10 protein-coding genes and 5 tRNA genes are annotated in these 12,363 nt (G+C 46.8%); 11 read left to right on the forward strand and 4 right to left on the reverse strand.

Translation table 11 applies throughout. The annotated features are described in order from the left end of the window. Window positions 1-12: 12 nt before the first annotated feature. The 4 genes from NYE38_RS01075 to NYE38_RS01090 form a co-directional block, all read right to left on the reverse strand. The gene (locus tag NYE38_RS01075; protein WP_003156771.1) at window positions 13-1,380 is read right to left on the reverse strand and encodes a PTS transporter subunit EIIC; all 1,368 of its coding nucleotides are present in this window, start codon (window positions 1,378-1,380) and stop codon (window positions 13-15) included. A 128-nt stretch (window positions 1,381-1,508) separates the two neighbouring features. After that, the gene (gene murQ / locus NYE38_RS01080; protein ID WP_003156769.1) at window positions 1,509-2,438 is read right to left on the reverse strand and encodes an N-acetylmuramic acid 6-phosphate etherase; all 930 of its coding nucleotides are present in this window, start codon (window positions 2,436-2,438) and stop codon (window positions 1,509-1,511) included. A 99-nt stretch (window positions 2,439-2,537) separates the two neighbouring features. Beyond that, window positions 2,538-3,014: a GNAT family N-acetyltransferase gene (locus NYE38_RS01085; RefSeq protein WP_014304238.1), complete on the reverse strand. Its 477-nt coding sequence runs from the start codon at window positions 3,012-3,014 to the stop codon at window positions 2,538-2,540. An 18-nt stretch (window positions 3,015-3,032) separates the two neighbouring features. Continuing rightward, window positions 3,033-3,485, reverse strand: coding sequence for a DUF523 domain-containing protein (locus NYE38_RS01090; RefSeq protein ID WP_003156767.1), 453 nt, complete (start codon window positions 3,483-3,485; stop codon window positions 3,033-3,035). Between the two features lie 180 nt (window positions 3,486-3,665). Between NYE38_RS01090 and NYE38_RS01095 the strand changes: the two genes are divergently transcribed. The 11 genes from NYE38_RS01095 (at window position 3,666) to glmS (ending at window position 11,525) form a co-directional block, all read left to right on the forward strand. Beyond that, a tRNA-Glu gene (locus NYE38_RS01095) sits at window positions 3,666-3,737 on the forward strand. Between the two features lie 3 nt (window positions 3,738-3,740). Continuing rightward, a tRNA-Val gene (locus tag NYE38_RS01100) sits at window positions 3,741-3,816 on the forward strand. Between the two features lie 5 nt (window positions 3,817-3,821). Then, window positions 3,822-3,894 (forward strand) — tRNA-Thr (locus tag NYE38_RS01105). A gap of 19 nt (window positions 3,895-3,913) precedes the next feature. After that, window positions 3,914-3,998 (forward strand) — tRNA-Tyr (locus tag NYE38_RS01110). A 4-nt stretch (window positions 3,999-4,002) separates the two neighbouring features. After that, window positions 4,003-4,074: transfer RNA gene (locus NYE38_RS01115), tRNA-Gln, on the forward strand. Window positions 4,075-4,303: 229 nt separating this feature from the next. Next, complete coding sequence (gene sigW / locus NYE38_RS01120; RefSeq protein WP_003156766.1) at window positions 4,304-4,867, forward strand: RNA polymerase sigma factor SigW; 564 nt, start codon at window positions 4,304-4,306, stop codon at window positions 4,865-4,867. Between the two features lie 13 nt (window positions 4,868-4,880). After that, window positions 4,881-5,507, forward strand: a complete 627-nt coding sequence (gene rsiW / locus NYE38_RS01125) for an anti-sigma-W factor RsiW (protein ID WP_003156765.1) — start codon at window positions 4,881-4,883, stop codon at window positions 5,505-5,507. A 166-nt stretch (window positions 5,508-5,673) separates the two neighbouring features. Continuing rightward, window positions 5,674-6,495 (forward strand): diadenylate cyclase CdaA, encoded by an 822-nt coding sequence (gene cdaA / locus NYE38_RS01130; protein ID WP_017419295.1) that lies wholly within the window; start codon window positions 5,674-5,676, stop codon window positions 6,493-6,495. Next, window positions 6,488-7,927 carry a YbbR-like domain-containing protein gene (locus tag NYE38_RS01135; RefSeq protein WP_017419296.1) on the forward strand — a complete coding sequence of 480 codons (1,440 nt, stop codon included), beginning with the start codon at window positions 6,488-6,490 and terminating at the stop codon, window positions 7,925-7,927. Before cdaA ends, NYE38_RS01135 begins: the two co-directional genes overlap by 8 nt. Before the next feature lie 17 nt (window positions 7,928-7,944). After that, a complete protein-coding gene (glmM, locus tag NYE38_RS01140; protein ID WP_007408011.1) occupies window positions 7,945-9,291 on the forward strand; it encodes a phosphoglucosamine mutase in 1,347 nt (448 codons plus the stop codon). Window positions 9,292-9,722: 431 nt separating this feature from the next. After that, window positions 9,723-11,525, forward strand: a complete 1,803-nt coding sequence (gene glmS / locus NYE38_RS01145; RefSeq protein WP_003156758.1) for a glutamine--fructose-6-phosphate transaminase (isomerizing) — start codon at window positions 9,723-9,725, stop codon at window positions 11,523-11,525. Window positions 11,526-12,363 lie beyond the last annotated feature (838 nt).

Genomic DNA, 12,363 nt, shown 5'->3' on the forward strand with positions numbered 1-12,363 from the left:
ATCCCTCCCGGTTTATTCAAATTCAGCAGCCATGTCATCCTTAAATCCGAATGCATAAGTGAAGACAAAGCCCGCCGCGTAAGAGATGAAGAGACCGATGATATACAAAACGATTTGAGCCGGCTGTACGAGAAACGAGAGCGGAAGGCCGGAGACACCGATTGAAAAAGTAGCCACTTGAAAATGGGCTTGAAAAGCGCCGCCGATTCCCGCCCCTAAACACGCTGTCAAAAACGGCCGGCCGAGCGGGAGCGTGACGCCGAAGATGAGCGGCTCTCCGATTCCGAGCAGACCGGATGGAAGTCCGCCGCCGATCGCTCTTTTTAATGAGGCTTTTTTTGTTTTCATAAAGATGGCGAAGGCCGCGCCTACTTGACCCGCGCCTCCCATCGCGAGAATCGGAAGAAGCGGGTCATCTCCGATTGATCGGATTAATTCCAAATGTACGGGAGTCAAGCCCTGATGCAGGCCGGTGACGACAAGCGGCAGGAAGGCGGCTCCCAGTACAAACCCTGAGAGCACTCCCCCGACATTCAGCAGCGACAATAAACCTGATGTAATCAGATCAGAAATAAAACCGCCTGCAGGGATAAAAACGACATATGTCACCAGCCCGGTGATAAGTAAAGACAATGTAGGCGTGACGATAATGTCGATGGATTGATGGACGTACTTTCTGATAAACCGTTCGGTATAAGCGATAAAAACCGCCGCGAAAAGAACGCCGATTAATCCTCCCCTGCCAGGGAGCAGATTCTCTCCGAACAAACTGATATTGGCGATCTCAGGGTTAAGGATCAATATGCCCGCAAGGCCGCCCATCGCGGGTGTCCCGCCGAATTCCTTCGCCGCATTGATGCCGACAAGGACGCCGAGGTAAGCGAACAAGCCTGAACCGATAACCGTTAAAATAAGTGCGATTTGGGATTCTTTCGGGAGCCAGCCGGCCTGAATGACGGCTTTCGTAATACCGGTGATTAAACCTGATGCAATGAGTGCGGGAATAAGGGGAATGAAGATGCTTGATATTTTTCTCAGAAACAATTTGATGGGTGTGGTGTTTTTTCTGTTGAGATCGGCTTTTTTCCGTGAGGCGGCTTCTTTTAAATCAATGTTTTTTCCGGATGGCATAAGTTTTGCGAAAGCGTCGGCGACATGATTGACGACACCCGTGCCGAGAATGATCTGCAGTGTTTCAGCTTCGACGACGCCTATTACCCCGTCAAGCCGTTTCAGCGCCTCAATATCCGTTTTGTCCCGATCTAAAGGTGTAATCCTCAGGCGTGTCATACAGTGGGTAAAGCCTGAAATATTCGATGAACCGCCGCAATTGTCCAGGATATCTTTGGCCAGTGACTGATAAAATGCCTCTTTGCTCATGGAGATCCTCCTTTTTCCGTACGATTTTTCCCGGGGAGCTATGCCTGAAACGCGTCCTAAAAGCGCCTGCGCCGAACATGAAAACGGCGCGGGCTCGTAAAAGCACATTATTTTTCACCAAAGAACGATCAGCGTTCTTTTTCTCTTGAAACGTGCTGTTCAATGGCTTTATCAATGAATCCTTCTGATTCTTTGAGCAGTGCCTTCGCGTGTGTTTCGTCCGAATTCGTCTTCAGCATGACGATTGCCGTTTTGACATGGCTGTCTGCGGCCTCAAGCGTTTCTTTTGCCTTGTCGTACGGAACGCCCGTGATGCTTTGGATAATGCCGATTGCGCGTTCTTTCAATTTTTCGTTGCTGACATGAACGTCCACCATTAAATTTTCGTACACTTTGCCGCTTTTAATCATCACGGCCGTGGAAATCATGTTCAGAATCATTTTATGTGCCGTCGCGGCTTTCATTCGTGTTGACCCTGTAATCACTTCGGGGCCGACAATGACTTCAATGCTGTGATCGGCAAAGGTGCTGATCAATGAGTCCTTATTGCATGTGAGCGCGACGGTTTTGGCGCCGATTGTTTTTGCATATTTCAGCGCACCGGCCGCATACGGCGTGCGCCCGCTTGCCGCGATGGCGATCACGGTGTCTTCTGCGGTAAGCCCGATCGTTTTGAGATCGAGAGCGCCGGTTTCCTCGCTGTCTTCTATACCTTCAGCCGCTTGCAAAAAGGCGTCTGCCCCTCCGGCCATCAGACCGATGACGGTGTCGGGGCTTACGCTGTATGTAGGCGGGCATTCAACCGCATCCAGTACACCGAGTCTGCCGCTTGTGCCCGCTCCCGCATAAATCAGCCTGCCGTTTCGCCGTAAGGACTGATGGGCGAATTGAACGGCAATCTGAATATCGGGCAGCACCTGCTGAACGGCTTCAGCCACTTTGAAATCCTCTTCGTTAATGATGCGGAGAATTTCCATCGTGTCAGCCTGATGGATTGAAGCGGTCTGCGGATTTCTGGTTTCTGTGGTCAATCTGTGAATGTTAAGCCGGTCTGTCATGATCGTACCCTCCCAAGTCGTTAATACTTGAAGTATATGGGCATCTGAATAGATGTTTCAAGAAAAATCGGCAGGGTTGAGATGAATAATCAAGCGCTTTCACAAAAAATGATGCAGAATGTGCTGTTCACCGATCGGGCCGATCCTGCGCCGCCCTTTGTCAATAAAACCGGAAGACCGGTACAGGTTCTTTGCACGTTGATTGCGATGGTTTACAGCAAGCACGATTTCATCACACCAAGGAAAGTAATTTGCGACAAAAGCGGGGAGCTGCAGCATCGCTTGTTTGGCATAACCTTTTCCCTGATGCGGCGCATGTAATGACAGCGCACTCAGCAAAATGGCAGACACATTGTTCGAATACGGGGCAATGGTTTCTTTTGAGGTATGTAAAATAAAAAAACCGACGGGACGGTCTTCTTTTAAAATGACTGTCGGGTAGCGATCCCGGATGACAAGCGCCTGCGGCAGGACATCTATCGGCAGAGCTGTGAACTTTTTATCTTCTTCACTCAGCACAAACCCGTTCAGCCCGTCTGCATGCTCCGGTTTATAAAAGGACAGGGCTACATCCATGATATCTACTCTCCTTTTTTATAATTGATCCAATTCATCTTCTGATAGAACACGGCAGCCTGCCCGTTTTAAAAGAGCGGAAGTGATGCCGTCTCCGAGTATTTTTTTTCCTGAGAAAGTGCCGTCATAGATAAAGCTGCTGCCGCAGGACGGACTGTTTTCTTTAAGGATGACCGTTGCGGCGCCTATTTCTTTTGCGTATGCTAACGTTTTTTCCGCGCCGTCCATATATAAAGCTGTAACGTCTTCGCCTGATGCCGTTACGATTCTTGCCGTTCCGTTCAGCACGTCTTCACCCGTGCCGCCGATGATTTCCGCCGGTTCGCGGGGAGTAGTGAAGCCGCCCAAAAGTTCGGGGCAGACCATAACAGCTTTCTTTTCTTCTACGAGTCTGCGGATTTTTTCCGAAGCGGCGTGAGAGCCGTTATACCTGCATTCGATACCGCCGAGACAAGAGCTGACTAAGATCATCTGTGTCCATTCCCTTCAATATTTTGATACTTTCATCATAAATGAAATAAGAGAGGAGGGATGAGTTTTTCAGTTAAAAAACGGGTAAAAAAGTTTGAAAATAAAAAAAAAAATTTTTCTCTTTACAAATGGGGTACAACCTGTATATAATAACTTTTGTCAGCTCGACGCGGACACAACGGCCCGTTGGTCAAGCGGTTAAGACACCGCCCTTTCACGGCGGTAACACGGGTTCGAATCCCGTACGGGTCATATGGAGGATTAGCTCAGCTGGGAGAGCATCTGCCTTACAAGCAGAGGGTCGGCGGTTCGAGCCCGTCATCCTCCACCATATTTGCCGGCCTAGCTCAATTGGTAGAGCAACTGACTTGTAATCAGTAGGTTGGGGGTTCAAGTCCTCTGGCCGGCACTGTTTTTTAAAAAAATACGGAGGGGTAGCGAAGTGGCTAAACGCGGCGGACTGTAAATCCGCTCCCTCAGGGTTCGGCAGTTCGAATCTGCCCCCCTCCACCATTTTTGGGCTATAGCCAAGCGGTAAGGCAACGGACTTTGACTCCGTCATGCGTTGGTTCGAATCCAGCTAGCCCAGTATCAGACACCTTTTGCATAAAGGTGTCTTTTTTTATCAGCATTTTGTTTCGATTTCTGATTGTTCATCAGATATACTATTTTTAAGCTGCTGTTAAGGCAGTATATTCTGTATTTTCCATCTACACCCTGCCTGAAATTTGGTAAAATAAATGTAATAAAAAAATGAAACCTTTTAAAACAATCAACGTATAGATACAGACCGGTGAAGGGCAGAGGTAAGATAAAACATGGAAAACCTGATTAAAAAAAGAATCAAGCAAGTCAAAAAAGGCGATCAAAATGCGTTTGCAGAAATCGTTGACCTTTATAAAGATAAGATTTACCAGCTTTGCTACCGCATGCTCGGCAATGTTCACGAAGCGGAAGATATTGCGCAGGAAGCTTTTATCAGAGCGTATGTCAATATCGACAGTTTCGATATCAACAGAAAGTTTTCAACGTGGCTTTACAGAATTGCGACCAACCTGACCATTGACCGCATCCGCAAGAAAAAGCCTGATTACTATCTGGACGCAGAAGTAGCGGGAGCAGAAGGGCTGACGATGTATTCGCAGATCGCCGCGGACGGGGTTCTCCCTGAAGACGCCGTATTGTCATTGGAGCTGTCGGACACAATTCAGAAAAAGATTTTAAAGCTGCCGGACAAGTACAGAACGGTTATTGTATTAAAGTATATTGACGAACTCTCTTTAATTGAAATCGGGGAGATTCTGAATATCCCTGTCGGCACCGTCAAGACAAGGATACACAGAGGCAGAGAGGCTCTTAGAAAACAATTGAGGGATCTTTAAGTGGGGTGATGAAATGAGCTGTCCTGAACAGATTGTGCAGCTTATGCATAAGCATCTTGATGGAGATATCCTTCCTGAAGATGAAAACGTATTAAAACAACATTTGCAGTCATGCGGGAATTGCAAACGGCATTTTCATGAAATGGAGAAATCCGTAGCACTCGTCCGAAGCACATCGCATGTCACGGCCCCTGCTGATTTTACTGCCAAAGTTATGGCGAATCTTCCAAAAGAGAAAAAACGCGCTTCTGTAAAACGATGGATCAAAACTCATCCGATGATTGCAGCCGCAGCGGTTTTTGTGATTTTAATGGGCGGCGGTTTTTTCAACAGCTGGCATAATGACCACAATTTCAGTGTGTCCAAACAGCCGAACCTTGTCGTGCAGAATCACACGGTCACCGTCCCTGAAGGCGAGACCGTAAAGGGCGATGTCACAGTAAAAAACGGCAAGCTGTTCATTGAAGGAAAAGTCGACGGCAATGTGACCGTCGTCAACGGAGAAAAATACATGGCCTCAGCCGGACAAGTCACCGGGCAGATTGAAGAGATTAACCAATTGTTTGACTGGGTCTGGTACGAACTGAAATCGGCGGGCCAGGGCGTCGTAAGCGCTTTGGACCCGAATGAAGATGAGTAAAGCGTATAATCGCTTTACTCTTTTTTTGTGCATCGCCGTGCCGGCCCATTTCACTTGAGAAATCAAAATGTGGTATAATGAGCACGCTATATGATGTACATATTGCTCATGCAGCACAATTCATAACGGAAAAAACGAAATGACTGAATTCTTGGAGGACGAGGAAATGGCTTTTGAGGACATCCCATTTTTGCAATACCTCGGCAATGCCGTTGATATTCTCCTTGTTTGGTATGTGATATATAAATTAATCATGGTCATACGCGGGACGAAGGCGGTTCAGCTTTTAAAAGGAATCGTCGTCATCGTATTGGTCCGGATGGCCAGTTCATATTTGGGACTCAGCACGCTTCAGTGGCTGATGGACCAAGCGATAACATGGGGATTTTTAGCGATCATCATTATATTCCAGCCTGAGCTGAGACGGGCGCTTGAACAGCTCGGACGGGGCCGGTTCTTTTCCAGGAGCGGAACCCCCGTGGAGGAAGCGCAGCATAAGACAATTGAAGCGATTACAAAATCGATCAGCTACATGGCGAAACGCCGCATCGGCGCACTCATCGCCATTGAGCGCGATACGGGAATGGGCGATTATATTGAGACGGGCATCCCGCTTAATGCGCAGGTCAGCTCGGAGCTTTTGATTAATATCTTCATCCCGAATACACCGCTGCATGATGGAGCGGTCATTATGAAAAATAACGAGATTGCGGCGGCAGCCTGTTATCTGCCGCTTTCTGAAAGCCCGTTTATTTCAAAGGAGCTGGGGACGCGTCACAGAGCGGCTGTCGGCATCAGTGAAGTGACGGACAGCTTAACCATTATTGTATCTGAAGAGACGGGCGCCATCAGTGTGGCCAAAAACGGAGACCTTCACAGAGAATTGACGGAAGAAGAACTGAAAGAAATGCTTGAAGCCGAGTTTAAGAAGAACGCCAGAGACACTTCTTCTAACCGCTGGTACTGGAGGGGCAAGAAAAATGGATAAATTCTTAAACAACCGCTGGGCTGTAAAGATCATTGCATTGCTCTTGGCGCTGCTGCTTTACGTTGCGGTTAACAACAACCAGGCGCCGACTCCGAAAAAGCCGGGGGAATCCTTTTTTCCGACATCAACGACTGACGAGGCTACGCTTACTGATATTCCTGTAAAAGCATACTATGATGAAGCGAACTATGTCGTCACCGGTGTGCCCCAGACCGTAAATGTCACGATTAAAGGCTCGACAAGCGCGGTGAAAAAGGCGAGACAGACGAAGAATTTTGAGATATACGCCGATATGAATAAGCTGAAGACCGGGACTCATAAGGTCGAATTGAAAGCGAAAAACGTATCGGACGGACTGACGATCTCCATTAACCCGTCAGTCACGACGGTTACGATTCAGGAAAAAACGGCTGAGAGTTTTCCCGTGGAAGTTGAATACTACAATAAAAGCAAAATGAAAAAGGGATACACCCCTCAGCAGCCGATTATCAGCCCGAAAAACGTGCAGATTACAGGTTCGAAAAATGTGATTGATAACATTTCACTTGTAAAAGCATCCGTGAACCTTGAAAATGCAAATGAGACCATTGAAAAGGAAGTGAAGGTGACCGTCTATGACAAAGACGGCAACGCACTTCCTGTTGATGTTGAACCGTCAGTCATTAAAGTGACGGTTCCCGTAGCCAGTCCGAGCAAAAAGCTTCCTTTCAAAATCGAAAGGAAGGGAAGTCTTCCGGACGGGGTGAGCGTTGCGAGCATTGACTCGAATCCGAGTGAGGTGACGGTTTACGGCCCGCAGGATGTGCTGGATTCACTGGAATTTATTGACGGCGTATCTCTTGATTTAGGCAAAATTGATAAAGATACCGATATCAATGCCGATATCCCGCTTCCTAAGGGTGTCACTAAGGTATCACCGGAAAAAATCACGCTTCATGTTAAAGTGGACAGTGAAGACAAAAAGGATTTTGACAATGTCGGAATCAAGACGGTCGGACTGGGAGGCTCACAGCAGATTGAGTTTCTCGATCCTGAATCGCAGGCGATAAATATTACGGCCAAAGGCTCTCCCGCCAACATTAAGGCGTTGAAAAAGTCAGACATTGAACTGTATGCCAATGTCTCGGACTTGGATGACGGAGAGCACTCTGTAAAGCTTGAAGTAAACGGCCCGCAAAACGTCACATGGTCCCTGTCAAAAGACACGGTTAAGATCAAGCTGACTTCTAAGAAAAACACACGTTCAAATAAAAATAACGGCGGTTCCGCTGATTCCGGCAATAAGAACGGCACAAGCGGAGACGCAGACAAAGACAAGAACAAGAACCGGGAAGACGACACTGACAGCGATCAGAATAAAAGTCAAAACCAGGATCAAAATCAAGACCAGGATGAAGACGGATCAAGCGCTGATTCTTCTTCAACAGAATGAAAAAGGAGCGATACAAAATGGGCAAGTATTTTGGAACAGATGGTGTAAGAGGTGTTGCCAACAGCGAGCTTACGCCAGAGCTGGCCTTTAAAGTTGGGCGTTTTGGCGGTTATGTCCTGACCAAAGATAAGCAGCGCCCGAAAGTGCTGATCGGCCGTGATACACGTATCTCCGGACATATGCTGGAGGGAGCCCTTGTCGCCGGACTTTTATCGATCGGAGCTGAAGTGATGCGCCTCGGCGTTATTTCTACGCCGGGGGTATCCTATTTAACGAAAGCCATGGATGCTGAGGCGGGCGTCATGATCTCCGCTTCTCACAACCCCGTACAGGATAACGGAATTAAATTTTTCGGAGGGGACGGCTTTAAGCTTTCTGATGAGCAGGAGGCCGAGATTGAACGTCTCATGGATGAACCGGAAGATAAGCTGCCGAGACCGACAGGCGCGGACCTCGGGCTTGTGAACGATTATTTTGAAGGCGTTCAAAAGTATCTGCAATTTTTAAAGCAGACGGCGGACGAAGATTTCACAGGCATTCATGTAGCGCTTGACTGCGCCCATGGTGCGACATCTTCCATTGCGACGCACCTTTTTGCCGATCTCGATGCTGACGTATCTACAATGGGGACGTCTCCGAACGGATTAAACATTAATGATGGCGTCGGTTCTACACACCCGGAAGCGCTGAGTGCTTTCGTCAAAGAAAAAAACGCCGATATCGGCCTTGCGTTTGACGGAGACGGCGACCGCCTCATTGCCGTTGATGAAAAAGGAAACATCGTCGACGGTGATCAAATCATGTACATATGCGCGAAGTATTTGAAATCAGAGGGCCGTCTGAAGGATGATACCGTCGTATCGACCGTGATGAGCAACCTCGGTTTCTACAAAGCGCTTGAAAAAGAAGAAATCAAAAGCGTTCAAACGGCAGTCGGCGACCGCTATGTCGTAGAAGCGATGAAAAAAGACGGCTATAATGTCGGCGGCGAGCAGTCAGGGCACCTTATTTTCCTTGATTACAATACTACCGGCGACGGTCTCTTGTCCGCGATCATGCTTGTAAATACGCTGAAGGCGTCCGGCAAAACCCTTTCAGAACTTGCGGATGAAATGAAAAAATTCCCGCAGCTCTTAGTGAATGTGAAAGTGACGGATAAATATAAGGTAGAAGAAAACGCTAAGGTGAAGGCCGTTATTTCTGAAGTGGAAAAAGAAATGAACGGAGACGGCCGGATTTTAGTGCGCCCGTCAGGCACCGAACCGCTCGTCCGCGTGATGGCCGAAGCGAGAACAAAAGAGCTTTGTGACGAATATGTCACAAAAATCGTGGATGTCGTGCGGACAGAAATGGGAGCGGAGTAGCGAAGTTTATAAGCAGAGAGCGAACAAGACAAGTGCGATCAGCATAATATGATAGTAAACATGATGCCGGGGCGGCAAAAAATAATTGACCGTCCTTGGCACATGCTGTAAAATCAAGCTTGTTCAGCCTTTGTTTTTCACTTGCAGGAAAGGCGGGATTGTTTGCATCTTTTATAATTACAGCGCCCGAACTAAGCGCCCGAAAAACGGCTTAGTTGACGAGGATGGAGGTTATCGAATTTTCGGCGGATGCCTCCCGGCTGATTCATTTAGATCACAGCCGTAAGGATTTCTTCAAACCGGAGGGGCGACTCTCCGAACAAAGGGAAATCACATGATCTTCCAAAAAAACATGTGGGAGGGGACGATTGAAAGTCCCCTTGTAATTTGACTTTCTTCGTCTCCTTTTACACCTTTAGGAGGAAGAAAATATGTGTGGAATTGTAGGTTACATCGGTCAGCTTGATGCGAAAGAGATTTTGTTAAAAGGATTAGAGAAGCTTGAGTACCGCGGTTATGACTCTGCCGGTATCGCTGTGGCGAATGAGCAGGGCGTGCATGTGTACAAAGAAAAAGGCCGCATCGCCGACCTTCGTGAAGTGGTGGATCACACGGTTGAATCTCAAGCGGGAATCGGCCATACACGCTGGGCGACTCACGGCGAACCAAGCTTCCTGAACGCTCACCCGCATCAAAGCGCACTCGGCCGCTTTACACTTGTTCATAACGGTGTGATCGAGAACTATGTTCAGCTGAAGCGCGAATATCTTGAAAACGTTGAACTGAAAAGCGACACGGACACTGAAGTAGTCGTTCAAATGATCGAGCAATTTGTGGCGGGAGGACTCAGCACAGAAGAAGCGTTCCGCAAAACACTGACTCTGTTAAAAGGCTCTTACGCAATTGCATTATTTGACGGTGAAAACACAGACACCATTTACGTTGCAAAAAACAAAAGCCCTCTGTTAATCGGCCTTGGAGATACGTTTAACGTCGTGGCATCTGACGCGATGGCTATGCTTCAAGTAACGAATGAATACGTTGAGCTTTTGGACAAAGAAATGGTGATCGTGACAAAAGACGAAGCCGTGATTAAAAACCTTGACGGTGAAGTCATGACACGTGCATCTTATATCGCTGAGCTTGACGCCAGTGATATCGAAAAAGGCACATACCCTCACTACATGTTAAAAGAAACGGATGAGCAGCCGCTTGTTATGCGCAAAATCATCCAAACGTATCAGGACGAAAACGGCAGACTGGCCGTGGCCGGCGATGTCGCTGACGCCGTGGCGGAAGCGGACCGCATTTATATCGTGGCTTGCGGAACGAGCTACCATGCCGGTCTTGTCGGGAAACAATATATTGAAATGTGGGCAAACGTACCGGTTGAAGTGCATGTAGCGAGTGAATTCTCTTACAACATGCCGCTTCTGTCTAAGAAGCCGCTCTTTATCTTCCTTTCTCAAAGCGGAGAAACAGCGGACAGCCGCGCCGTGCTTGTTCAAGTCAAAGCGCTGGGTCACAAAGCGCTGACGATTACAAACGTTCCGGGATCAACGCTTTCCCGTGAAGCGGATTACACATTGCTTCTGCACGCAGGTCCTGAGATCGCCGTGGCATCAACAAAAGCGTATACGGCTCAGATTGCCGTCCTCGCGATCCTTGCGTCCGTTGCAGCAGAACGCAACGGCGTTGATATCGGTTTTGATTTAGTCAAAGAATTAGGTATCGCGGCAAATGCCATGGAAGCTCTCTGCGACCAGAAGGACGAAATGGAAATGATCGCGCGTGAGTACCTGACTGTTTCAAGAAACGCTTTCTTCATCGGCCGCGGCCTTGACTACTTCGTATGTGTCGAAGGCGCCCTGAAGCTGAAAGAGATTTCTTACATCCAGGCGGAAGGCTTCGCCGGCGGCGAGCTGAAGCATGGAACAATCGCTCTGATTGAAGAAGGAACACCGGTCTTTGCCCTTGCGACACAAGAACACGTCAACCTGAGCATCCGCGGAAACGTGAAGGAAGTCGCAGCCCGCGGCGCCAACACTTGCATCATCTCGCTGAAAGGCTTAGAAGACGCAGACGACAGATTCATCCTGCCGGAAGTCAACCCTGCGCTTGCCCCGTTGGTATCTGTTGTGCCATTGCAGCTGATCGCTTACTACGCTGCACTGCACCGCGGCTGTGACGTTGATAAACCGCGCAACCTTGCGAAGAGTGTGACTGTGGAATAGGATCCGATTTAGTGAAAAACAGTATGTAAGATAGAAATAAAGTCGTATCGTTTGCGAAAATATGTAATGTTTGTAAAAAAGTTGCATGTCTTACCCCTTTAGATTACTATAAGTCTAAAGGGGTATTTTTATGTTTGAAAGAGCAAGAACATCACAAGTAGTGGAAAAGATTATAGAAGGACGTGGCACGGGGTAACTACTGATTTCAAATATTGGCTAAAGATACAAGATGTTTCTTGTTAAGCAGAACAACATGTTCAAAAGATAAAGTTTAAATAAATTGCCAAAATACCAATAGTTTCTCAAAAGAAATTATAGAAACTATATTCGACTTAGCATGGTATAAAATAACTAACGAAGTATGAAAAATGATGAGTTGTATTAATTTCAATTTTGACAATGATTCCTGATTTATGTACAGAAAACAATTGAAAATTTGTATTTTAATTTCCTATTAGAGTGGAACAATAAATATCCAGTTATAACTTCGATGCCTGAGGGAGTATCATTTGTGTAAGAAACAAATAAATCAGCGTAGATATTAAGTAAAGAAATATATCTTGAAGACTGAACGCTATTCCAAAGATACTTTAAACTGATTGTTGAAAAAATAGATATAAAATATATATTTACTTATTTACAAATAAATTCATGACTATCATACTAGTGATAAAATATAATTTCACGATACGGCTCTGATCGACCTGATGATACAGGAAGAAATAAATTCTTCGAAGGATCTAAAAACTATTAATTAAAGAAGTACAAGTACATGTAAATTCAAAGAATTTGTTGTGTAATTAACTTGCTTGAAGAAAATTTAGAAAAAAAAGAAAAT

It is taken from the genome of Bacillus sp. EU63 (assembly GCF_038592915.1).
GTDB classification, from domain to species: Bacteria; Bacillota; Bacilli; order Bacillales; family Bacillaceae; genus Bacillus; species Bacillus velezensis.